Genomic DNA, 22,310 nt, shown 5'->3' on the forward strand with positions numbered 1-22,310 from the left:
AGGGTTCGCACCGAAGCGGATCCCGACTTCACCGGCTCGCACTCGTGCGAGCCACACCAACACAGGCTCGCACCGATGCGGGCTCGGGTTTTCAGGAAGCAGGCGATTTATGACCACGCCCATCCCGACAATCAGCGGGCACGACCGCGTCAATCCCACCGATTCCCCCTCGCGCGAACTCACGATCTCGCACGCACGCAAGACCTTCATCACCCCCGAGAAGACGCACGTCAACGCGATCGACGACGTGTCGTTCACCATCAAACAGGGTGAGTTCTTCGTGATGCTCGGCCCGTCGGGGTGCGGCAAGACCACCCTGCTGCGCTCGATCGCCGGGCTCGACACGCTCGACGGCGGCGAGATCCACCTGGGAAATCAGCGCATCGACCAGCTCGCCCCGCACGCCAGGCCGGTCAACACGGTCTTCCAGTCGTACGCGCTGTTTCCGCACCTGACCATCGCGCAAAACATCGCGTTCGGCCTCGAGATGGAGGGGCGCCCGAAGGCGGAGGTGGCCGCCCGCGTCACCGAGATGCTCGAGCTCGTGCAGCTCTCGGAGATGGCGAATCGCAAGCCGGCGCAGCTCTCGGGCGGCCAGCAGCAGCGCGTCGCCCTCGCCCGTGCGTTGGCGAAGCAGCCGCAGGTGTTGCTGCTCGACGAGCCGCTGGCCGCGCTCGATCTCAAGCTGCGCCGCGGCATGCAGTCCGAGCTGAAGCGCCTGCAGCGCACCACCGGCATCACCTTCGTCTTTGTCACGCACGATCAGGAGGAGGCGCTGAGCATGGGCGACCGCATCGCGGTCTTCAATCAGGGCCGCCCCGAGCAGATCGGCACCCCCGAAGAGATCTACGAGAAGCCGGCGAGCCGCTTCGTGGCCGACTTCATCGGCGAAACCAACTTCGTGACGACGCCAGCCCAGCGCGTGGCCGGCAGCGGCGAGGGCGGCGGCGAGGGCGGCGGCAAGCGCAGCAGCAGCAGCAGCAACAGCAGCGGAGTCTCTCACGAGAACAGCGGGGCGGATCAGCGCCTCGTGGTGACGCTGCCGGGCGGCGATTCGGTGACCCTGCCCAAGGTCGTTGACACCCCGAATGGCGAGGTAACCCTCACCATTCGCCCCGAACGGGTGAGCCTCACCCCGACCGGTGTGCGCTTCGCGTCGGGCCGCATCTCGAAGCTCGTGTACATGGGCACCGACCTGCGCTGCAACGTGATGTTGGCCGACGGCACGGAACTCGCGGTGCGGGTGCCGCCGCCGTTCCCGGCCGAGGTGCAGCCCGACGCCGAGGTGTCGCTCTACGCCGACCCAGTGGCGCTGCGGCCCCTCACCCCCGAGACCGCCGCGGGGCACGGGGCACCCGGCCGTGCCGCCACCCACGCGAAACCGCAGGCTGCACAATGAGCACCCCCACCGTGCGCGACGACCGCACGGGCGTGAACCTGGTGCCGCTCGCGACGAAGCGCAAGAAACAGCCGAAGGTGCCCGGCCGCTTCCCGTGGTTCGCGGTGATCCCGGCGCTGATCGTGGCCGCGCTCTTCACCATCGGCCCGCTCGTCATCATCGTGATCTTCTCGTTCATGACGCGCCCGCCCACCGGCGGCGGCATCATCTACGAGTTCACGCTCGAGCCCTACGTCAACTTCCTCTTCCAGTCAGACTTCCTCGGCAACACGGCCTTCGACCCGCGCTACCTGTCGGTGTTCGGCGATTCGCTGTGGCAGGCCGCGATCACCACGATCGTCTGCCTGATCCTCGCGTTTCCCATCGCCCTGTGGATCGCCACTCGCCCCGAGAAGAAGCAGAACCTGCTGGTGATGCTCATCACGGTGCCCTTCTGGACCAACCTGCTCGTGCGCACCTACGCGTGGATGCTGATCCTGAACGACAACGGCATCGTGAACACCGGGGCGGCCGCGCTCGGCCTCCCGCAGATGGATCTGCTCTACACGCCGATGGCCTCGCAGCTCGGCCTGATCTACACATTCCTGCCGTTTATGGTGCTGCCGATCTACGCGTCGCTTGCGGGCTTCGACTTCCGCCTCGCCGAGGCCGCGTACGACCTGGGGGCGCGCAAGTCGACGGTGATCCGCCGCATTATCTTGCCGCTCGCGACCCCGGGCATCATCTCGGGCGTGCTGCTCGTGTTCATGCCGGCGTTCGGCTCGTACGTGCAGCCCGTGCTGCTCGGCGGGGGGAAGGTGCTGCTGATCGGCAACCTGATCGCGTCGCAGTTTGGCGACTCGCGCAACTGGCCGTTTGGTGCGGCCCTGTCGGTGATCACGCTCGTGCTGCTCATGGTCGCGCTGATCGCGATTGCGCTGTACTCGAGAAAGTCGGGCAAGAAGGTGGAGATCTCGCTATGACCGCACCCGCCACCAGCAGTGGATCCGCCGCAACGACCGGCGCGCCCGGCGCTGCCGCCGCTGTGCCATCCACCGCCGCAGCACAGCCTGTGACCCAGCCCCGCAAATCCCCGCGCGCGCTGCGGCTGCGCGACTTCCCGGGCATCGCCCCGATCGCGATCTTCGGCATCGTGTTCCTCTACGTGCCGATCCTCATCACCACGATCTACGCGTTCAACGACGGCGACTCGGCGCTCATCTGGAAGGGCTTCAGCGTGCGCTGGTTCGGCGAGGTGGCGCAGAACGCGAACCTGCTGAGCTCGGTGTGGGTGTCGCTGCAGATCGCGGTGGTTGCGACCGTCGTGGCGACGGCGTTCTCGATCCTGTTCGCGCTCTCGGTCGAGCGGCTGCGCGCAAAGGGCAGCGCGATCGCGACGGCGATCCTCACGGCCCCGCTCGTGATTCCCGAGATCGTGCTCGCGGTCGCGACCCTCGGCTTCATTCGCATGATCGGCCTGCCGCCCGGAATGACCGCGCTCATGCTCGCGCACACCTCGTTCTGTATCCCGTTCGCGCTCATGCCGATCCGCGCCCGCTTGCGCAGCCTCGGCACCACCTACTTCGAGGCGGCGACCGACCTGGGTGCGAACACCTGGCAGATGTTCCGGCGCATCACGCTGCCGCTGCTGGTGCCCGGCATCATCTCGGGCGCGATCCTCGCGTTCGTGATCTCGCTCGACGACTTCATCATCTCGAACTTCCTGTCGGCCTCCGGCGCGACCCCGCTGCCCGTGTTCCTGTTCAGCTTGATCCGGCGCGGCGCGAGCCCCGCAGTAAACGTCATCGCAACGATGCTGCTCGTGCTCGCGATCGTCGTCACCCTCATCACTTTCTGGCAATCACAACGAAGGAGTAAGCAACATGCGTAATACCAAAACGGGGCGCAGGATCGCCTCAGCACTGGCCATCTCGGCCGTGGGCGCGCTCGCCCTCACCTCCTGCGGCGGCGGAGTCTCTGACTCGGGCGGCGGCGAGGCCGCTGCATCTACCGAGTACGTCGAGGCGACGAGCGGCGAGGTAAACCTCTACACGTGGAGCGACTACTTCCCCGACGAGCTCGTGAAGAAGTTCACCGACGAGACGGGCATCAAGCTCAACGTCGACTTCTTCGACTCGAACGAGAGCCTCGAGGCGAAGCTGCGCGCGTCTGACGGCGCCGGCTACGACGTGGTCGTGCCGAGCGACTACATGGTCGAGATCCTCGCGAACGACGGCATGCTGCTCGAGTTCGACTCGCAGAGCCTCCCCAACGGCGGCAACATCAAAGACGACTTCATGGATGTCTACTTCGACGAGGGCCGCAAGTACACGACCCCGTATCTCTACGGCACCACGTCGTTCATGTACGACACCGCGGTGATCACCGAAGAGCTCGACTCGTGGGCCGACTACTTCAACCCGCCCGCCTCGGCCGGCAACGTCGGCACCATGAACGATCAGACCGAGGTCGTGAACTCGGCACTGCGCGTGACCGGCGGTGACTTCTGCACCACCGACGGCGCCGAGCTGCAGGCCGCGCAGGATCTGCTCATGCAGTTCAAGCCGCGCGTCGACACCATCAACAGCGACGGCATCTTGGAGCGTCTTGCGAACGGCGAGCAGGCGATGGCAATGATCTGGAACGGTGCCGGTCACCGGGCCGCGATCGATCGCCCGAGCCTGAAGTTCGTGTACCCGGAGGAGGGCATCGCGCTGTGGCAGGATAACTTCGCGATCCCGTCGGGTGCGAAGAATGTGGATCAGGCCAAGACCTTCCTGAACTGGATGCTCGTTCCCGAGAATATGGCCGTCGCGGTCAACTTCCAGGCCTACGCCTCGGGCGTCGAGGGCACCGACGAGCTCATGAGCGACGAGTTGAAGAACAGCTCGGCGATCGTGGTTCCCGAGGGCTACGACGGCGCGAAGCCGGTCACCCCCTGCAACAACGAGGAAATGTCGAACTACACGAAGATCTTCGAGACCTTCAAGGGTTAGGCAGGCGTGCCGGTTCGGCAGAGCCGGCACCTCTCGCACACACAGCGGCCCCCGCGATTTCACCCCCAGTGGATCGCGGGGGCCGCTGCGTTTCCGCACCTCTTCCCTTGGGGTGCACGATCACGCAGATGCAATGAGATCAGATGCCTCGAACGACGCAAGACAGGCGCAAGATCAACCCAATATGCACAATCTTGCAGATTCTGGCCCGAGATGCGTAGACTAAGCCCAACCAGCGAGTATTTCTGCACGATCGCACAAAATCGGAGGCGAGATGAACGAGCACACCTCCCAAGCGGAACACGTGGCAGCTTCGCTCGGTGCCACGATTCGCGCTCGACGCCGCGAGCTTGAACTTACGCAGCAAGACCTTGCTGATCTGGCAGGCGTTGCCGTGCGTTCGATCCACGAGCTTGAACGGGGAAAGCCAACGATCCGCCTCGCCGTGCTCGTCGCCACACTCAGTGCGCTCGGCCTGACCCTGCATGCATTGAAGGCCGGATCTCATGAGTGAGCGCAATCAAGCCCTGGCCCACACCACCACCGACACCGCCAACGCCAACGCCAACGCGACCGTCGCGACCGTCACCAAACACGGCGTGCCCGCCGCAATCCTCCGCAAGACACGAGAGGCAGTGGAGTTTCGCTACCTCCCCGAGTACCTGACATCGGGTGGGCCGGCGGTTGCTACCTCGCTCCCCCGCACATCAGATCCGATCACCCTGAGAGCTGGTGCAGTTCCGCCGTTCTTTGCGGGGCTCCTCCCCGAGGGTCGCAGGCTCTCGGCGCTAAGACGCGCACTCAAAACCTCGGCCGACGATGAATTCGGGCTGCTCCTCGCTGTAGGTGGAGATGTGATCGGCGATGTCACTATTACCGAATCAGGGGACGCGCCCAGGCCAGTCCCCATGCTCAACCTGCCCGCCGACATCTCTCAGTTGAACATTCTCGAACTTCTGGGAGATGCAGACTACGACAGTGTCTCGATCCCAGGTGTTCAAGACAAGTTCTCGGGACGCATGCTGAACCTGCATGGCGCCCAGGCTGGCGCAAGTGTCATAGTGAAGCTCGATCCTCCCGATTTTCCACACGTCGTGCGCAACGAGGCGGCGTTCCTGCGCGTGGCACGGGAGTCGGGGGTGCGCGTTCCCGAGTGGCAGCTTGCCACCGATGCGATGGGGGTAGATCTGTTGATCGTCACCCGGTTTGACCGCGAGGGCGACACGAAGTTCGCCGTTGAGGACGCTTCGCAGGTGCTCGGCATCTGGCCTGCAGACAAGTATCACGTCACCGCAGAAGAAACATCGCTGGCGCTGATCGAACACTGCGCGGCGCGACCGGTGGCCGCAAAGACACTGTTCGAGCAGGTGCTTTTCGCGGTGATCACGGGCAACGGCGATCAGCACGCCAAGAACGTGTCGATGATCCAGAGAGACAGCGAGTGGCGCATCAGCCCCGCCTACGACCTTCCGTCTACCGCGGTGTACGGCGACGCAACAACTGCTCTGTCGATTTCAGGCTCCAAGCGCGGGCTGTCGCGCCGCAAGGCGATGTTGTTCGCCGAGCGGATCGGCCTCCCGCAGCGTGCGGCGGAACGCAGCCTCGATCGTCTCCTCGCGCGCACCGCGCCGACGCTTCGCGACCTCACCGAATTGCGCCTCCCCTATTCCGCAGCCCAAACGCGCGACTGGCAGCGCGAGCTCGACCACCGTCGCCGTCTCCTCGATAGCTAACGAGTTCCGAACCGCACCGCACCACACCACACCACAGACACGGTACAGACACGGTACGGAATTTCGTCATCTGCACTTGCCAAAATTTACTTAGCCAGACTAATTAGCTAGACTAAGCAATATGCCGCCAGACAGACCCACCAAGAACCTCGCAAAGAGCCCCGTCGAGAACCTTGCCGAGGGCCTTGCCGAGGGCCCCGCCGACCCGCACTTCCAGGAGGCCGCCGATCTGCGCCTCGCGGTCTTTCGCCTGGCCCGCCGCCTGCGCGCCGAGCGCGGCGCGAACCAGCTGAGCGACGCCCAGCACGGCGTGATCGCGGTGCTCGCGCACGAAGGCCCCATGTCGCTCGGCGAGCTCGCCGCGCGCGAGCGCATCTCGGCCCCCTCCATGAATCGCACGGTGAACTGCCTTGAAGAGCAGGGCCTCGTGCAGCGCGTCGCCGACACCTCAGACGGCCGCAAGGTGTCGGTGCAGATCACCGAGGCGGGATCCACCCTCGTGACCGAGGTTAAACGTCGGCGCACCAACTGGCTGGCTAGCGCCATGCACGAACTCAACCCAGACGAGCAGCGCTTACTCACCGACGCAACCGCCGCCCTGAACAAGTTGGCCGGCCGATGACCGCGATGTTCCGCTCCTTCGCGTCGTTCAACTACCGCGTGTGGTTCATCGGCGCGCTCGTCTCAAACGTGGGCACTTGGATGCAGGCGACCGCGCTGAACTGGGTCGTGCTCACCGAGGTCACCGACTACGACGCCACCGCCGTCGGCATCACCATGGCGCTGCAGTTCGCCCCGCCGCTGCTACTCGTGCCGGTCACGGGGTGGGTGACCGACCGCTTCGATCGCCGCCACGTGCTGTACGTCACACAATTGGCGTTCACGGTGCTCGCGGTGCTGATCGGACTGCTGCTGCTCAGCGGCCAGGCGCAGCTGTGGCACCTGTATCTCTTGGCGGCTCTGTTCGGTGTGGTGATGGCGTTCGACACTCCGGCGCGGCAGACCATCGTGACCGACATCGTGTCGCTGCAAAACGCGTCAAACGCGGTCGCCCTGAACTCGGCGGCGTTCAACACCGCGCGGCTCATCGGCCCGGCGGTGGCCGGCTTCACCATTGTGGCGTTCGGCTCGGGCTGGGTGTTTCTCGCCAACGCGGCCACGTTCGTCATCATGCTGGTCATGATCAAGCTGCTCCGGGTGGATCAGCTTCCCGCCCGCGTGCGCAGCACCCAGAAGCGGAATCTGCTCGAGGGGTTTCGCTACGTCTCGAAGCGCCGCGACCTGCTCGTCGTGTTCGGCATCGTCTTTCTGATGGGCGCGTTCGGCATGAACTTCCCGATCATCGCCTCGACCATGGCGGTGGAATTCGGGAAGGATGCCGACGGCTTCGGCCTGCTTTCCTCGATCCTCGCGATCGGCTCGCTCACGGGCGCGCTGCTGGCGGCCCGGCGCGACCGCGCACGCATCAGCGTCGTGATTGGCGCGTCGGGGTTCTTCGCGGTCGCGAGCATCATCTCGGTGTTCATGCCGAGCTACTGGTTGTATGCCGCAAGCCTCATGCTGACCGGGTTCGCGGTGGTCACGCTGCTCACCACGGCGAACGCGGTGGTGCAGACCACGACCGATCCTGCGCTGCGCGGTCGCGTAATGGCTCTCTACATGGCAATTCTGATGGGTGGCACCCCGATCGGCGCGCCGATCATCGGGTGGGTGGCCGACGCGATGGGTCCGCGCTGGGCGATCGGCGTGGGAGCGATCGCCGCGCTGATTGGCTGCATCGGCGGCCTGGTGTGGTTGGTGACGTCGGGGCGGATCCACCGTGGTGAATCGAGGTGGCGGCTCACCCTCGACCGCACCCAGTCGATTACGGTCGTGCACCCCGAGGAATTCTCGGACGAAATCGCGTCGACAACCCCGATCTCCCTCTCCCCCGATGAGAAGAAGGGCTGAACTACTGACGAGTTTCTTTTCTCCGACGACGCGCAGCAACGGGGATTAGTATATGAGTCATGAACGGCTCGATCCTCAATCAGGTAGTTCGGCCAAGTAGGCTGGATCTGGACAGTCGAGCCTCCGTCGGCAGTGACGGCCTTACAGACGCCGAACGAGAAAAACTCGCCAAACTCTACGACGCAAAGACCACTCCAACAGACGACGATCGTCTGAAGTTCTCGCGATGGCGATCACAGCAGAGTGAGGCTTGAATGGCAAGAAGCAGACCGTGAAACTCGTGGGGAGCTTCAGCAGTTTGCTTGTGCCTATCCATCCAAGGTAAGCCGATTTCGCTCACGACCTCACACCCACCCACGCAAGTGGCAAGTGGAGGTTCAGAGTTACATTCGGAACTTGAAGTACCCGGTTCCCATTCCTGATCACGTTCTCGTGGGTCGCTCACTAGGGAAAATCGCGGTGGTGGTGATCTACGAAACTGCGACTGGAGCAGATATGGGTTCGCCGCATTTCATAAAAGCCCTTGCCCGTTCAAACGACTTCCACGGCACTGATGTCGCGGATCAAGCGATGCGAGAACTTCTGAAAGTGCTGCGTGAGCATGACGCTGCGTCGGGGCTCCAACGCGGCGTTTTCGCAAAAGTTCATGTTGACAATAGATCCGGCAAGGCTCTCATGCGGAGGCACCATTTCGGTCAATTCGGAAGGGACGGCTCATATTCTTTGTGGGGCAGAGCCTAGTCCCGCTGAGGCGCCGGCTTACTCCTCGCGGGTGAGGCGATTCATCTTGTGGATCTCGCGAAGCTCTGCCTGCAACTTCTTCGTGAGCGTGGCAAACACTAGCGCGTACGACTCCTCAATGAGTTCGGCCAGGTGGTCGCGAGAGAGGGTCGAATCGGCGAGCCGCACCGAGATCCAGTGCTTCTTGTTGACGTGGTAGCCGGGCACGACCTCGGGAAACTCTTGTCGCAACGCCTCGTTGTCGAGCGGATCGCCCTTCAGCGTGAGGAGGAGCTCGCCGCTGCCCACCCCGAAGATGCCGAAGATCTTGCCGGCGACGGTGAGCACGAATGTCTCCCACTCGGGCTTCTCGGCGGCCTCGGCCCCGGGCCACGCGGCGACCAGCTCGGTCAGCCACGCCTCGTCGATCGTCTGATCACTCACTACCGCTCCTCTCTCACACCTGTCTCGCTTCCTATTTCCACACCTATTTCCGTCATTCACCCGACGCGGGAGGCACGACAACATGATGGACTAGATAGATCATGACAGACACCTCTTTCTCCCTCCCTCAACGCGTCATCGTCACCGGCGCGCAGTCAGGCATTGGCCGTGCGGTCTCACACGCGGTCCGCAACGCGGGCGGTACCGTGCTCGGCTTCGATCTGCACGCCCCTGCCGCACCAATCGATTCTGCCGCGCCAATCGATTCTGCCGCACCAATCGATCCGGCCACGGAGGGCGGCGCGGGCCCCGGCCGACTCATCACTCGAGCTGTCGATGTGACCGATGCCACCGCGCTTGCGCATGTGTTTGCTCGCGCAGAAGACGACCTCGGCGGCCCACCGGATGCGGTGATCCACAGCGCGGGTATTTACCGGCAGGCCCCGGTCGGCGATATGTCGCTCGACGAGTGGGAGCACAGCATGCGCACCAATAGCACCAGTTCGTTCCTCGTGGCGCGTGAGGCCAGCCGCATCATGACCAGCGGGTCGCTCGTGTTACTCACGTCGATCGCCTACGCCCGGGGTGACTTTTTTGAACCGTGCGCAGCCTACGCCGCAAGCAAGGGCGCGGTGGTTTCGCTCACGACGCAGTTGGCCGCGGAGCTCGGCCCGCGCGGCATCCGAGTGAACGCCGTTGCGCCGGGAGTCATCAATACCCCGATGACTACGATCACGCAGCACGAGGACGCGACGGCTGGCCTCCTGCAGCGACTCCCGCTCCGACGCCTCGGCGAGGCGAACGAGGTCGCGGCCGCCTGCCTCTTCCTGAGTAGCCCGGCGGCGAGCTACATCACGGGTGTCGTTCTGCCGGTTGACGGCGGTTTTCTCGTTTCGTAATCAGTGGATCGCGGCAGCGTGCGGGAGCACGTGCGACCTCAGCGGGCGCGCTCTGTCGTCGCATCAAACCAGGGCGGCAGTGCGAAACTCTGGAGGCTTCCAAAGGGCTCAGGATGCAACAGCACATGCTGCTGGTCTTGAATCTGGTACACGAGATGGGCCTGACTCAGCGCAGCATCGGAGGTGGTATCGGGGTAGAGCCTGGGCGCATGCCCGGTCTCGCCGAAGTAGTACACACCGTTGACGCCCCGGTACGGCCACCGCCGCAGGTACTGCACGACGGCTTCGACGTTGCGCGGATCCACTGACGACCACGCCGCGGAAAGCATCCGCACCTGGTCGTACACCGCCCCGGCCTGCGACCACCCCGGATCTTCGCCGAATTTCGTCGCATACTGGAGGCGAAAACGCCGCCCCAATTCGTCGTCGTACGTGCCGGTGGTGGTCGACCAGATCACGCCGTTTGCTGCCGCTCCCAACTCCCGCAGGTAGGAGGGGATGGACGGTGAGTAGATGCTGTAGACCAGCGCGGGCAGGGGCGAGTGCGCAAATGCGCGCTGAAACGAGACCAACTCGGTCTCAACATAGTTGGCGATCAGGATCACATCAGGGCGCAAATCGGCGAGGTTGGCAACAGTGGCCGACCAGTCGGTGTTCCCGACCGGGGTTTCGATGGTGGCCGCGACGGTCCATCCCGCGTCACTCGCGCGCTCCAGGAAGGCTGGGGTCGCCAGATGCATGCTCACTGACTCCATTTCCAGGCACACGATTCGCCGCTCACGCGGAGCCCACAACCGTGCCTCCTCGAGGCGTTTGAGCACCCTGAGCATTCCGGGCCCGTAATAGGTTTCTGAGGCGCAGGTTTGAAACACCATGCCGTACCGCCACGGCTCAAGCTCGGCCCGCAACACATCAGCTTCGAATGTCGCGGTATGCAGGAATGGCTTGCCGTAGTCGGCGATGACGTCGAGGAACTGTGGATGTTCGGCGCTCACGTAACTCGTGATGATCGCGTCAACGTCGGCCTCGATGACCCGGTCGAGCCCACGTGCGACGCTCTCCCAATCAAAAATCTCGACGGTTTCGATGATCGGTTCGATGCGCCGCCCCCCGATGCCGCCCTGCGCGTTGATCTCGTCGATCGCGAGCAACGCACCGTTGAGCGTCTGCGCGGAGTCGGTGCCGAGGCCCCCGGGTTCGATGATTCCCAAGCGAATGGGCACCCGCGCCGCGAGCCCTCCCCTCGCCACAGAGAGGCTGGGATCAAACTGCGCGTGCAGAGCCAGTTCGAGTTCTGCGATACCGATGCCACCGGATTCGGGAGTGCCTCCGGGAAACGGGAGGCGCAGCAGCCCGAGATCGACGGCAACGGCAGCCAATCCACCTCGCGATGTCTGACCAAGCTTCTCGAGCAGACGCTCCAACTGGCTCGACACGGTACGTGCTGAGGTGCCGAGCCGTTCGGCGATGCCGCCGTTGGTGAGGCCGAGTGCCACCAGCGTCAATACGTCGAGTTCTCGCACGGTGATGCCGCGTGGCATCTCGGTCGGTGAGACCAGCACGCGCACGTGATCGTGGCCGTGGTTGCCCACCCCGCTGCGGTTCTCGCGACTAAACTGCACATCGATCCACTGCTTGTCGTCTCTCCACACAAAGCGGAGTGTCGGGCGACGCAGGTGGAGAAACGCGAGGGCGTAGCGCCAAATCTCGGCGGGAACCTGCCGGGGCAGGTCGCGTTCGGGCGTATCGACGGAGATGGTTCTCTCAAACACCTGGTCTAACACCAAAGCCCACCCTCGCTACGTCGAACTGTGTACTCGCGAACGATCATTCAGGCTCTGAATCAACTGGCGTGATACCCCCCGTCAACGGGCAAGACAGCGCCGGTGACGTAGGAAGATGCGCGACTCATCAGATAGTAACAAGATTCAGCGAGTTCGCGTGGATCGGCCACCCGTGCGAGCGGAACTCGGCGCAGCAGTTCTGCGCCACGGCCGGTCAGGCCTTCGGTAATGCCGAGGTGCACCGTATTGACCCGAATGCCAAACGGCCCCCACTCGACCGCGAGTTGGCGTGCGGTGCCGGCGAGCCCGCCGACTGCCGCAGACATGGATGCAGTGCCAAAGCCCGGCGCGCTGTGCGCTACCCCGACATCGACCACGAGCACGACGGCACCATCTTCCACCTGTTGACCGCCGCGCAGTCGCAACATTTCGCGTGCGCCTGACTGCGCAAAGAGAAACCCCGAGAGCGGGTGATGCGACTGGGTCGCTTCCCAGCCGTCGGCTGACTCAGTGACCGCGAGCCGTGCGCGGGCATCGGGCGTATCCGATGTCGCGAAGTACACGAGCGCCGAGGCGGGATGCCCCCAGTTCGAGGACACCCTCGCGAAGCACTCTTCAACCGCCTGGGCATCCGACAGGTCCACGGGATAGGTCGGAGTGTCGGGCAGGGTGCCCCAGCTCTCATGCGGATCGCTGAAGACCGCAATCTTCCAACCGCGTTCGCGAGCGAGTTCGACGAGCGCCTGCGCGGCGGGGCTTGCGGCACCAGCAAGCACCAAGCCCGGCGCAGATGCCAGCGTGTCCGTGATCACGCGAAACTCACCCCACCGTTCACCGCAAGATTCACACCGGTGACGTAGGAGGCTCCTTCTGAAGCGAGCCAGGACACAGCCTGGGCAACGTCATCGCTCGTGCCATGCCGACCCATCGGCACCTCAGCACGCAGTTGCGCAAAGCGGGTCTCGACGGAGATTCCGCGTGCCGCCGCCTGCGCAGCCACCTCCGCTTCGTGCATCGGAGTGAGAATGTAGCCGGGGTCAATGGCGTTGCAGGTGATCCCCTCCTCGCCGAACTCGAGCGCCATGAGACGCGTGAGACTGTACACCGCTCCCTTGCTCGCCGAATAGTCGCCACCGTTGGGTGCCGGATCATGCGCGAACAGTGACGCAAGGTTGATGACGCGCCCCCGCGACGATCGCGCCAGGTGCGGCAGAGCGAGCTGGGTCATACCCACCAGTGCGACCACGTTGATTTCGAGCGTGTCACGCAGATCTTGCAGCGCAAGGTGGGCGATCGGCCCTCCGGCGCCCCCGGTAGCGGCATTGTTGACGAGCACATCGATTCCCGCGAATCGTTCGGCGACCTCCGAAACGAACGAGGTACGAAAGAGCTCGTCGCCAACATCGCCCACCCGAACCACTGCGGTGCCCGCGATGAGTTCGTCTCGCCAGGTGGTGAGCAGCTCAGGGTTGCGGTCACAGATACCGAGGAGAAACCCATCGCTGTGCAGGCTGCGGGCAATCGCGTAGCCGATGCCAGACGCGGCCCCGGTGACCAGGGCTACCGGGGCCGCCTCGTGCGGCTGGTGCGCCGCGGGTGCTTCTGAATGAGTCATCGTGCACGCTCAGTGCGCGGGGACGAGCGGAACCAATTCGGCCGCGCTGTCTACTGCTACTTGCTGCCAGGGCTGCAACGCGAGCTGCGGGTACGCGCTCAAGAACGCCATGTTGGGGTCGTCCACTCCCGATGACTTGCCGCTGAGCGCTTCAAGCACCGCCATGCCACAAAACGGCACATAGCTGGCGGAGTACCCGCCCTCGTGCGAGAAGACCAGGCGACCCTCGCACAGCTCTTCGGCAGCCTCAACCATCTCGGCCGTCATCGCCCGGAATCCCTCGCTGGTCACCACCATGCGTCCGAGCGGGTCGGTCGCCGCAGCGTCCATGCCGCTGCCCACAATGATCAGCTGCGGGCGGAAGCGTTCCAGCGCAGGCCGCACCACGCGGCGGATCGCGTCGAGGTATCCCCCATCTCCGGTTCCGGCGGGCAGCGGGATGTTGATCGAAGTTCCGCGCGCACGCTCGCCACCGTTTTCCTCGCGGAAGCCAGAATCCACCGGATAAAGCTGCTCCTGATGCAGTGAAATGTTGAGCACCGAGGGGTCGTCCCAGAATACGGCCTGCGTGCCGTTGCCGTGGTGCACGTCCCAGTCAACGATCGCTACCCGTTCGATACCGAACTCGGCCTGAGCCATGCGTGCCGAGATTGAGGTGTTTGCGAAGATGCAGAATCCCCGCCCGCGATCGGGCTCGGCGTGATGCCCGGCAGGCCGCACCAGCGCATACGCATTGCGCACCTCGCCCGTGAGCACTGCTCGCGTGGCGGCGAGCGTCGCACCCGCCGCAAGCCTCGCGATGGGCAGCCCTTGCGGGCCAAAGACCGCAAACTCGCCGGCATCGCCACCGGTCGGATTCAGATCCACCACTCGTTGCAGATACTCGGGAGTGTGAGCTCGCAGAATCTCTTCATCGGTCGCCTCGTGGGCGCGAATCGCGTGCAGCTCTTGGTCGAATCCGGAGACCTCGACCAGCGAGGCGAAACGCCCCTTCGTGTCGGGGTTATCAAAGGGCTCGCCCGGCTGCACGAACCCGCCCGCCGGGAAGAAACCCGAACCATTCCCCGTGTTGTGCCAGTTAAAGGCCTCGCGCCATACCCAGCCTGTATGTGAATTAGTCATCTCGCTTACCCTTCCGTTCTGCCTGCGCGGCGTATTCGTCAGCCACGGCAAGCGCCTGCGTGGTGGAGTCTTTTCCAGCATCAAGCTCGGTCAGAGCGAGTCGACCTCGCTTCGCCCAGGAACGCTTGAGAATCCGCTGGATCGACTCGTCCAGGCTCACCGCGATAACCAGGGTCAGACCGACAATCACGGTCTGCAGGAAGGCAGAGGCCTGCAGAAAGATGAGACCGCTGCGCAAGACGCTGAAGAACAGCAAACCCGCGAGCACCCCTCCCATACGACCGTAGCCCCCGGCGAAGGCCACACCACCGAGGAGGACCACCGTCAGCGCCTGCATCTCCATACCGAGGCCGATTGCGGGGCTCACCGACTGCACCTTGGCACTGAGCATGATGCCGGCGAGCGCGGCGAAAACACCGGAAATGATGTAGAGAGCGAAGCGGGTTCCGACGACGCTAAGACCCATGAGGTGAGCGGCACGCTCATTGCCACCGATGGCGTACACGGTGCGGCCAGCGCGATGGCGCGCAAGCACGTACCAGGCAATTGCCGCGACGACCAGAATAATGAGGAGGCGCAGCGGGATCGGGCCGACCATGAACGAACCGATAGAACGGAAGGCCTCAGGCAGGTCGGTGCGGGTGATCGTACGCCCGTTCGTGAAGAGCATGGCGAGACCGCCCCACACGCTCAGGAAGCCGAGCGTGATCACAATCGGGTTCAGACGCAGGTAGGCCACCAAGAATCCGTTGATCGCCCCTGCCACAGCGCCGAATGCCAGGCCGGCCAAGAAGCCGAGTATGACGGAACCGGAGTTGACCATGGTGATGCCGGAGGTGACCGCCGCAACAGAGGCAATCGAACCAACCGACAGATCCACGACGCCGGTAATGAGGAGGAACGCCATCGGAATGACGATGAGCCCCAGCTCCGCCACCTGCAGCAGAATATTCAGACCGTTCTGCGGCGAGAGGAATCTCGGGTTGACAATACTGAAGAGGATGATCAGCGCGATGAGAGCGACAAAGATGCCATTCTTCGCAAGCTCGGTTTTGAAGTCAAAACGGCGAGTTTTCATGAGTTCCGGACCTTCCCGGTGGTTTCGGCAAGAGAGAGCAAAGTGGTGAGGAGGGTGGCTCCGAAGTCTTCGCTGCGCTCGACGGGCGAGTAATTCGTGTCTGCGATGACGTAGGCGCGATCGCAGAGCAGCTCGATTTCGTCGGATTCGGAGGAGGCAACGAGCACAGTAGTTCCGGTCTCGGCAATAGCCCGCACGGCGCGCACGATGTCAAGGCGAGCCCCGACGTCCACGCCTTGGGTGGGCTGGGCGAGGAGGAGCAGTTTCGGCGGCTGAACGAAGGCCCAGCGTGCGATGAGGTGCTTCTGGCGGTTGCCACCGCTGAACTCGTCGATCGGTGCAGCGCCATCGGGCCCCAGTATCTGCAGTTCAGACCGCGCGAGGTCGTAGGCTTCCTTCCCGGTCCCAGAGTAGATCCACGCACCGCGACCAGGGATCGTGCGATACCACGGCAGGAACACAGTGTCGAGCGCCGTGTTGCCGCTGATCAGCCCGTCGCGCTCGCGGTCAGCGGGCACGAGATGCACACCCTTGCGCACTGCCGACTGTGGCGAAGTGCTCTGCACTCGGGCACCGTCCACAGTGAAGTCGTAGGTACCCTGCAACCCGAACATGCACTCGAGAATCTCGAACTGACGACCGCCAGCCATCCCGAAGAGTCCGACGATTTCACCTGCACGCGCGGTGATACCCTCGAACGTCCCGTGGAGCGCGACGGCCTCCGGCTGCTCGGCGAGGTGGCGGCGTGCGAGATCGTCGAACTCGGCGTCGGGGGCCAGCGCCTGCGACAGGGTGCGCCCGTCATACGCTGACGCGAGGCCGTCGGCCTGCACGCGACCCGCTCGCAAGATCACGATCCGGGTGCACACATCCAGGATGTCGGGGAGGCGGTGTGAGACGTAGATCACCGTGACCCCGTCGGCGGCGAGCTGGCGAATGAGCGCGTGCAGCGCGTCGGTCTCGGCGCGACCCAGTGCCGCGGTCGGCTCATCGAGCATCAACACGCGCATGTCGCCGCGCACGAGCCCGCGGGCAAGATCCACGAGCTGTCGTTCGCCGAGTCCCAGCGAAGCGACCTCGCGGTCGAGGTCAAGGGTCGCGCCGACGCGCTCGAGCGCGGCCTGGGCCCGCGCGCGACGCGTGCCGCGAGGTGCCAGATCCTCTTGCCCGAGAAAGATGTTCTCCACCACGGTCAGGTTGTGAGCGAGAGCGGGTTCCTGGTGGATCACGGTGATGCCCAGCTCCGCCATCTGGCTGGGCGAGGGCTTCACCGGCGCGGATTCGCCGCCGACTGAGACGGAGCCACTGCTGGCCGCGAGCGCCCCCGAGACGACGTTGAAGAGCGTCGATTTGCCGGCACCATTGTGACCGAGCAACCCCACGATTTCACCCGACCCGAAGGAGAGCGACACATCGTCGAGCGCTCGGGTGGCCCCGAAATCGACCCGCAGGCCGACCAGCTCAAGCTGGGCGGCCTGCGACTCTGCGAGGCGGTGGTTACTCAACGCGGAAATCATCAGCGTTCTCCGCGGTCACACGGGTGGAGGACATGTTGATGTTCTCGGGCGTGCCACCATCAGCTGCGTCGAGCAGCAGCTTCACGATGTTGTCGGCGAGCTCAGCCGCGGGCAGGATGTACCCGAAGCGCCAGATCGTGTTCTCCTCGACAATGATGTCGAGCGATTCGTTGGTCGCGTCCAGGGCACCCAACATGTAGCTGCTGTCGTCGGGTGCCACGCCACGGTCGGCGAGGGCTCGGTAGGCGCCGATGAGCTGATCAGAGCCAACGGAGAGCCACAGTTTGGTATCGGGCTCTGCGGAAAGCTGGTTGATGGCGGCGTCGTAGCTCTCTTCAACGCTCAGGGTCGAGGCCTCAGAAATCTTCACGTTCGCGCCGGCCTGAGCCAGGCCTTCCTTGATGCCTTCGGAGCGATCTCGGCCGAGATCGGTCTCGTAGTACGAGTAGAGGAAGAGCCCCACCTCTTCGTCGCCGTAGTTCTCGACGATCCACTCGCCAGCTTCAGTGCCGAGCGTCAGCCCGTCCTGATAGTTGTCGATGAGCAGAGCGGCCTGAATGCCCTCCCACTCGGTGGCGTACCCGAGCACCGGGATCCCGGCAGCATTTGCCTGCTCGGTCACTGGGAAGACGGAATCTGATTGCACGGGATATCCCATCAGTGCCTTCAGATCACCGCGCACAATCCACGATTCCCAATCCTGCACCTGCGTCTGAATGTCCCACGCGGGATCGTGCGTGAGGAATTCGTAGCCCGCTTCTTCAATTTGGGGTTCGATCATGCCGAGCATGTCTACCCAGATCTGTATGTCAAGGCCAGCGAAGCTCATCGCTATCGCTCCCTTGCTTTCACCACCGCCCGAATCGCCACCCTCTGCGCTGGGGCTGCAACCAGCCAGGGCGGCGGACACGCCGAGCGCGCCTGCAAGTGCGAGTGCCGCAAATTTTTTCTTCATCATGTTTCTCCTTGAGAATGCGTCTTCATTGACCATCAGAAGCCAAACTATGCTCCACCTGACGGTCAGCTCATCGGCTGATTGACGTATTTCTTGGCCAATGTGTGCGGGCGTCACTCCGACCCTCCGCATTCACCTCCATAAATCTACGTCGAATGACGCATGAACCGGGCGACGCAGTCGGCCGAGAATTGCTACAGGCCACCCGTGCCGCTGTCATTCAGGCGTGTTGTCGCCTGCCATCACGAGACACTCTGGGGAGTCATCGATGACTGAACCGAATACGATTTCACCGTCCGAAGCCGCACCCGACCATGCTGCAGGAGCCGCCAGCACACCCGCCGGAGCCCGGTGGACGATCAGTATTGACACCGGCGGCACGTTCACCGATGCGATCGCGCGCAGTTCGCACGGTGAGATCCGTGAGGCGAAGGTCGCCTCCACGCCTGAGGATCCGTCGACCGGGCTGACACACGCGGTGCGAGAACTCGCAGCAGCCGGTGTACGTCTCGCCGATGTGAATCTCGTGTGTCACGGCACGACCGTCGCCACGAACGCCACCCTCACAGGCAGCCTGGCTCGCGCTGCCCTCGTGACCACGGCTGGCTTCCGGGATGTACTGGGGTATCGCCAGTCCAACCGCCCCGACGTTTACAGCTTGACGCCGAAGCGGCCTTCCGACCTCGTCCCTCGTGGCCTGCGCTTTGAGATCACCGAGCGTCTGAACTCTGCGGGCGAGGTTCTCATCTCCCCCAGCGAGGCAGACATCGACGCGGTCATCGCGCAGCTTCGCGTCGCTGACCCCGATGCGATCGCGGTGTCATTCCTCTTCAGCTATCTGAACGATTCCCACGAACGGCAGGTCGGGGCCGCAATCCGAGACGCGTTCCCTGATCGTCCGGTGACGCTGTCTTCTGAAATTGCCCGTGAGTTCCGGGAGTATCCCCGAACCGCGACGGTCGCCATCAACGCAGCGCTGCGCCCCATTGTTGAGACCTACCTCAACAATGCGAGCAATGCGTTGCGAGATGCCGGAGTGGCTGCCCCCTTGCTCGTGATGCAATCCAACGGCGGCAGCGTGCCTGCGATGCGCGCTGGCGCTGAGGCCCACAAGCTGGTGCTCTCGGGCCCGGCAGGGGGCGTCGCCGGCCTCCAATCGCTCGCCGAAACGCTCGCAGAGCCCAACCTGATCAGCCTCGATATGGGCGGCACGTCCACCGATGTGTGTTTGTTGCGGGGAGCGACGATTCCGTTCATTACGACACAAGAGATTCAGGATCACACCCTGCTCGCCCCGACCGTCGACATTCACACAATTGGAGCCGGTGGCGGCAGCATCGCCTGGCTCGATCCTGCGGGCAGCCTGAAGGTTGGCCCCGCGTCCGCAAAGGCGGTGCCCGGGCCCGCGTGCTACGGGCGTGGCGGTGTCGAGCCCACGATCACGGATGCGCACACGGTACTCGGTACCCTCGGCGCTGGAGAGCTCGCCGATGGCCTCACGATTGATCGCGAGCTTGCGGTGGCCGCGGTGAAACGGATTGCGGATCCGCTGGGCATGAGCGTGGAGGAGGGTGCACAGGCGATCATCGCGATCGGGCTGGCCCACATGATTCGCGCCGTGCGCAAGGTGAGCGTTGAGCGAGGGCTCGATCCACGAGAATTCTGCCTCGTGCCGTTCGGGGGCGCAGGCCCCCTGCACGCCGGACTCATCTTGCGCCACCTGGCGCTCAAGAACGTGATTGTGCCGCTGCGGCCCGGGCTCTTTTCTGCCGATGGCTTGCTCGTTGCCGGCCTCCGCATCGACCGGTCGCAGACGATCCTGCGCACCGTGTCGGAGGAGAGCGCGACAGAGATCGCCGAGTGGCTGGATCTCAGCTCGGCCGAGTCCCTCGAACAGTTCGCCGCAGATGGCATTTCGCCCGAGCAGATCCGCACCGAGGCCTCGTTGGACTGCCGATACCGCGGCCAGGGCTTCGAGCTCGGCATCACGCTGCCCGATTGGACACCCGAGACCCTGCACACGGTCTCCGAACGGTTCCACGCTGCGCATGAGGAACGGTACGGCCACAGCAACACTGATGAACCGGTTGAGATCGTGACCATCAGGCTCGCATCTACGGGGGCCATTGATCGCGACCGCGAGACACTCACCGAAGTACCCCGAGCTTCCTTGCCGGGTGACGCGGTGCTCAGCACCCGACGGGTGCTGCTCGATGACTTCGGGTGGATCGACACGCCGATCATTGACCGCGCAAGCCTGCCGGTGGGGTGTGAGTTTGAGGGCCCCGCAATTATTCAGCAGATGGATGCCACGACCGTGATTTTGCCCGAGCAGCACGTGCGCGTGCTGAGCACCCGAGATCTCCTCATCACCGACGCACGTCAGAACGGGAACGCAGCATGAACGCCACCACCGCACCGAGTGAACACGCACCGAGTGAACACGCACCGAGTGAACACGCACCGAGCATCGGTACGGTGACCTTCGAGGTCGCCTCCGCTGCGTTGCAGTCCGCCGCCGAAGAGATGGGCAGCGTGCTGAAACGCTCGAGCTACAGCCCCATCATTCGCGATATGGATGATTTTTCGTGCGCGATCTTCACTGCGACGGGCGAACTTGTCGCCCAAGCCGACTACATCCCCGCGCAGCTCGGGGCGATGTCGCTGGTGGTGAAGTCGGTGCTGCGCCGCTGGGAGGGACGCATCAACGAGAACGACGCGTTTATCTGCAACCACCCGTATCAGGGCGCGATGCACCTGCCCGACGTGAACATTGTGACGCCGATCATGGTCGATGGCGAACTCATCGCTTGGGCGGGAACTGCCGCCCACCACATCGACGTCGGCGGCGTGAACCCTGGCAGCGAGGGGCCTGAACTGACCGAGATCTACGGCGAGGGAGTCATCATTCCCCCACTCCGTCTGTCGGTCGCCGGGGTTGAGAACGAAGAACTGGTGGATCTGCTCACCGAAAACTTCCGTGATCCCCTGAGCACGCTCAGCGATCTGCGGGCTCAGCGGGCCTCGTGCAAGCTGGGCGAGGAGCGCGTGCACGAACTTGCCCGGCTGTATGGCACCGCGCAGTTGTTGCAGATCATGCAGCGGATGCTCGATGTTGTTGAGACCGCGGTGGCCAAGCTCTTGCAGGGCCTGCCCGACGGTGTGGGCGAGGCCGAGGGGGCGCTCGATGATGATGGCCGGGGCGGTGCCCCCACGCGCGTGCACGCACGCATCGAGAAGCGCGGCGATCGGCTCCACATCGATCTGTCGGGTTCCGACCGGCAGACCGCCGGCGCGATGAACATTCCGTGGGCGAGCGCTCGCGCGGCGTTGGTGTATGCGGTGCGCTGCGTGGTGGCGCCGGGGCTCGGCTCAAATGATGGCCTGCTGCGGGTGCTTGACATCACCGCGCCCGAGGGCACTGTGGTGAATCCGATTCCTCCGGCTGCAGTGTCGATTCGTCACAACAGCTGCCAGCGTTTGGCCGACACGCTCATTCGTGCGATGTATGCAATCTGGCCAGATCGCGCGGTGGCGTCGAGCACAGTGAGTTTCTTCTGTTTCAACGCGGGATCCACCAACCCGTCGACCGGGATCCCCTCGGTCATGGCCGATGTCGTGGGCGGCGGCACGGGTGCCAACGCGTGGAGCGACGGGCTGGATGGGGTCGACACCTACATGTCGAACGTAGGGGTGATGCCCACCGAGGTGGTCGAGACGAACTACAACATTCGCATCAGAAAGACTGAGTTTCGGGCGGGTTCGCAGGGGCTCGGTGCGTTCAATGGCGGGCTCGGCCTGGTGCGCGAGTATGAAATCCTCGCGCATCCGCAGCACGTCACGTTCTATTCCGAGCAGACTGACGCGCGCTTCGCCCCCGAGGGTGCGTCAGGCGGCAGCCGCGCTGCGGCGACCATCATCACGGTGATCGGGCCAGACGGGGAGGAGCTGGACACCCCCATGAAGGCCTCTCGCATTCTCGAGCCCGGCACGATTGTGCGGGTGGAGACCGCGGGCGGCGGCGGGTTTGGCGACCACGCCCAGCGCGAGCCTGAGCTCGTGAAGTGGGATATGCGCGAAGAGCGGATCCACGCATCGTGAGTCTGGAACTGCACGCCG

At 64.1% G+C, this 22,310-nt stretch carries 19 protein-coding genes; 11 read left to right on the forward strand and 8 right to left on the reverse strand.

Annotated features, from left to right (window positions below; all coding sequences use genetic code 11):
- Positions 1-109 precede the first annotated feature (109 nt).
- From ACR0R4_RS04335 to ACR0R4_RS04370, 8 genes are all read left to right on the forward strand, one after another.
- Complete coding sequence (locus tag ACR0R4_RS04335; protein WP_433646128.1) at positions 110-1,399, forward strand: ABC transporter ATP-binding protein; 1,290 nt, start codon at positions 110-112, stop codon at positions 1,397-1,399.
- Positions 1,396-2,361: an ABC transporter permease gene (locus ACR0R4_RS04340; protein WP_433646129.1), complete on the forward strand. Its 966-nt coding sequence runs from the start codon at positions 1,396-1,398 to the stop codon at positions 2,359-2,361. The genes ACR0R4_RS04335 and ACR0R4_RS04340 overlap by 4 nt, the downstream gene beginning before the upstream one ends.
- Positions 2,358-3,269, forward strand: a complete 912-nt coding sequence (locus tag ACR0R4_RS04345) for an ABC transporter permease (RefSeq protein WP_433646130.1) — start codon at positions 2,358-2,360, stop codon at positions 3,267-3,269. Before ACR0R4_RS04340 ends, ACR0R4_RS04345 begins: the two co-directional genes overlap by 4 nt.
- Positions 3,262-4,374, forward strand: coding sequence for an extracellular solute-binding protein (locus ACR0R4_RS04350; protein ID WP_433646131.1), 1,113 nt, complete (start codon positions 3,262-3,264; stop codon positions 4,372-4,374). Before ACR0R4_RS04345 ends, ACR0R4_RS04350 begins: the two co-directional genes overlap by 8 nt.
- Positions 4,375-4,648: 274 nt before the next feature.
- Entirely contained in the window at positions 4,649-4,888 is a 240-nt protein-coding gene (locus ACR0R4_RS04355; protein ID WP_433646132.1) for a type II toxin-antitoxin system Y4mF family antitoxin, read from the forward strand.
- Positions 4,881-6,107, forward strand: a complete 1,227-nt coding sequence (locus ACR0R4_RS04360) for a type II toxin-antitoxin system HipA family toxin (protein ID WP_433646133.1) — start codon at positions 4,881-4,883, stop codon at positions 6,105-6,107. The genes ACR0R4_RS04355 and ACR0R4_RS04360 overlap by 8 nt, the downstream gene beginning before the upstream one ends.
- A gap of 121 nt (positions 6,108-6,228) precedes the next feature.
- On the forward strand, positions 6,229-6,729 hold the full coding sequence (locus ACR0R4_RS04365) for a MarR family winged helix-turn-helix transcriptional regulator (RefSeq protein ID WP_433646134.1): 501 nt from the start codon (positions 6,229-6,231) through the stop codon (positions 6,727-6,729).
- Positions 6,726-8,057: an MFS transporter gene (locus ACR0R4_RS04370; RefSeq protein ID WP_433646135.1), complete on the forward strand. Its 1,332-nt coding sequence runs from the start codon at positions 6,726-6,728 to the stop codon at positions 8,055-8,057. Before ACR0R4_RS04365 ends, ACR0R4_RS04370 begins: the two co-directional genes overlap by 4 nt.
- 759 nt (positions 8,058-8,816) lie before the next feature.
- Here the strand turns inward: ACR0R4_RS04370 and ACR0R4_RS04375 are convergent.
- A complete protein-coding gene (locus ACR0R4_RS04375) occupies positions 8,817-9,221 on the reverse strand; it encodes an MmcQ/YjbR family DNA-binding protein (RefSeq protein WP_433646136.1) in 405 nt (134 codons plus the stop codon).
- Positions 9,222-9,322: 101 nt separating this feature from the next.
- On the opposite strand from ACR0R4_RS04375, the gene ACR0R4_RS04380 reads away from it, so the two are divergent.
- Positions 9,323-10,120, forward strand: coding sequence for an SDR family NAD(P)-dependent oxidoreductase (locus ACR0R4_RS04380; protein ID WP_433646137.1), 798 nt, complete (start codon positions 9,323-9,325; stop codon positions 10,118-10,120).
- A gap of 38 nt (positions 10,121-10,158) precedes the next feature.
- Here the strand turns inward: ACR0R4_RS04380 and ACR0R4_RS04385 are convergent, their stop codons facing one another.
- The 7 genes from ACR0R4_RS04385 to ACR0R4_RS04415 all read right to left on the reverse strand — a co-directional run bounded on the left by ACR0R4_RS04385 (position 10,159) and on the right by ACR0R4_RS04415 (position 18,194).
- Complete coding sequence (locus ACR0R4_RS04385) at positions 10,159-11,892, reverse strand: ABC transporter substrate-binding protein (RefSeq protein ID WP_433646138.1); 1,734 nt, start codon at positions 11,890-11,892, stop codon at positions 10,159-10,161.
- Between the two features lie 71 nt (positions 11,893-11,963).
- A complete protein-coding gene (locus ACR0R4_RS04390; protein WP_433646139.1) occupies positions 11,964-12,716 on the reverse strand; it encodes an SDR family oxidoreductase in 753 nt (250 codons plus the stop codon).
- Positions 12,713-13,519 (reverse strand): SDR family NAD(P)-dependent oxidoreductase, encoded by an 807-nt coding sequence (locus tag ACR0R4_RS04395; protein WP_433646140.1) that lies wholly within the window; start codon positions 13,517-13,519, stop codon positions 12,713-12,715. The genes ACR0R4_RS04390 and ACR0R4_RS04395 overlap by 4 nt, the downstream gene beginning before the upstream one ends.
- A 9-nt stretch (positions 13,520-13,528) precedes the next feature.
- Positions 13,529-14,641, reverse strand: a complete 1,113-nt coding sequence (locus tag ACR0R4_RS04400; protein WP_433646141.1) for a histone deacetylase-like amidohydrolase — start codon at positions 14,639-14,641, stop codon at positions 13,529-13,531.
- Positions 14,634-15,719 (reverse strand): ABC transporter permease, encoded by a 1,086-nt coding sequence (locus ACR0R4_RS04405; RefSeq protein ID WP_433646142.1) that lies wholly within the window; start codon positions 15,717-15,719, stop codon positions 14,634-14,636. The genes ACR0R4_RS04400 and ACR0R4_RS04405 overlap by 8 nt, the downstream gene beginning before the upstream one ends.
- Positions 15,716-17,236: an ATP-binding cassette domain-containing protein gene (locus tag ACR0R4_RS04410; RefSeq protein WP_433646143.1), complete on the reverse strand. Its 1,521-nt coding sequence runs from the start codon at positions 17,234-17,236 to the stop codon at positions 15,716-15,718. The genes ACR0R4_RS04405 and ACR0R4_RS04410 overlap by 4 nt, the downstream gene beginning before the upstream one ends.
- Complete coding sequence (locus tag ACR0R4_RS04415) at positions 17,217-18,194, reverse strand: sugar ABC transporter substrate-binding protein (RefSeq protein WP_433646144.1); 978 nt, start codon at positions 18,192-18,194, stop codon at positions 17,217-17,219. The genes ACR0R4_RS04410 and ACR0R4_RS04415 overlap by 20 nt, the downstream gene beginning before the upstream one ends.
- Positions 18,195-18,459: 265 nt before the next feature.
- Here ACR0R4_RS04415 and ACR0R4_RS04420 point away from each other — a divergent pair, with 265 nt between their 5' ends.
- Positions 18,460-20,595 carry a hydantoinase/oxoprolinase family protein gene (locus tag ACR0R4_RS04420; RefSeq protein WP_433646145.1) on the forward strand — a complete coding sequence of 712 codons (2,136 nt, stop codon included), beginning with the start codon at positions 18,460-18,462 and terminating at the stop codon, positions 20,593-20,595.
- Positions 20,592-22,292 (forward strand): hydantoinase B/oxoprolinase family protein, encoded by a 1,701-nt coding sequence (locus ACR0R4_RS04425; RefSeq protein ID WP_433646146.1) that lies wholly within the window; start codon positions 20,592-20,594, stop codon positions 22,290-22,292. Before ACR0R4_RS04420 ends, ACR0R4_RS04425 begins: the two co-directional genes overlap by 4 nt.
- Positions 22,293-22,310 lie beyond the last annotated feature (18 nt).

It is taken from the genome of Leucobacter fengyongliangi, from assembly GCF_050971685.1.
Taxonomy (GTDB): domain Bacteria; phylum Actinomycetota; class Actinomycetes; order Actinomycetales; family Microbacteriaceae; genus Leucobacter.

Bases quoted from the DNA above. Each gene is read 5' to 3' on its own strand.
- ACR0R4_RS04335 (WP_433646128.1), top strand. From the start codon at position 110: ATGACCACGCCCATCCCGACAATCAGCGGGCACGACCGCGTCAATCCC.
- ACR0R4_RS04340 (WP_433646129.1), top strand. From the start codon at position 1,396: ATGAGCACCCCCACCGTGCGCGACGACCGCACGGGCGTGAACCTGGTG.
- ACR0R4_RS04345 (WP_433646130.1), top strand. From the start codon at position 2,358: ATGACCGCACCCGCCACCAGCAGTGGATCCGCCGCAACGACCGGCGCG.
- ACR0R4_RS04350 (WP_433646131.1), top strand. From the start codon at position 3,262: ATGCGTAATACCAAAACGGGGCGCAGGATCGCCTCAGCACTGGCCATC.
- ACR0R4_RS04355 (WP_433646132.1), top strand. From the start codon at position 4,649: ATGAACGAGCACACCTCCCAAGCGGAACACGTGGCAGCTTCGCTCGGT.
- ACR0R4_RS04360 (WP_433646133.1), top strand. From the start codon at position 4,881: ATGAGTGAGCGCAATCAAGCCCTGGCCCACACCACCACCGACACCGCC.
- ACR0R4_RS04365 (WP_433646134.1), top strand. From the start codon at position 6,229: ATGCCGCCAGACAGACCCACCAAGAACCTCGCAAAGAGCCCCGTCGAG.
- ACR0R4_RS04370 (WP_433646135.1), top strand. From the start codon at position 6,726: ATGACCGCGATGTTCCGCTCCTTCGCGTCGTTCAACTACCGCGTGTGG.
- ACR0R4_RS04380 (WP_433646137.1), top strand. From the start codon at position 9,323: ATGACAGACACCTCTTTCTCCCTCCCTCAACGCGTCATCGTCACCGGC.
- ACR0R4_RS04395 (WP_433646140.1), bottom strand. From the start codon at position 13,519: ATGACTCATTCAGAAGCACCCGCGGCGCACCAGCCGCACGAGGCGGCC.
- ACR0R4_RS04400 (WP_433646141.1), bottom strand. From the start codon at position 14,641: ATGACTAATTCACATACAGGCTGGGTATGGCGCGAGGCCTTTAACTGG.
- ACR0R4_RS04405 (WP_433646142.1), bottom strand. From the start codon at position 15,719: ATGAAAACTCGCCGTTTTGACTTCAAAACCGAGCTTGCGAAGAATGGC.
- ACR0R4_RS04410 (WP_433646143.1), bottom strand. From the start codon at position 17,236: ATGATTTCCGCGTTGAGTAACCACCGCCTCGCAGAGTCGCAGGCCGCC.
- ACR0R4_RS04415 (WP_433646144.1), bottom strand. From the start codon at position 18,194: ATGATGAAGAAAAAATTTGCGGCACTCGCACTTGCAGGCGCGCTCGGC.
- ACR0R4_RS04420 (WP_433646145.1), top strand. From the start codon at position 18,460: ATGACTGAACCGAATACGATTTCACCGTCCGAAGCCGCACCCGACCAT.
- ACR0R4_RS04425 (WP_433646146.1), top strand. From the start codon at position 20,592: ATGAACGCCACCACCGCACCGAGTGAACACGCACCGAGTGAACACGCA.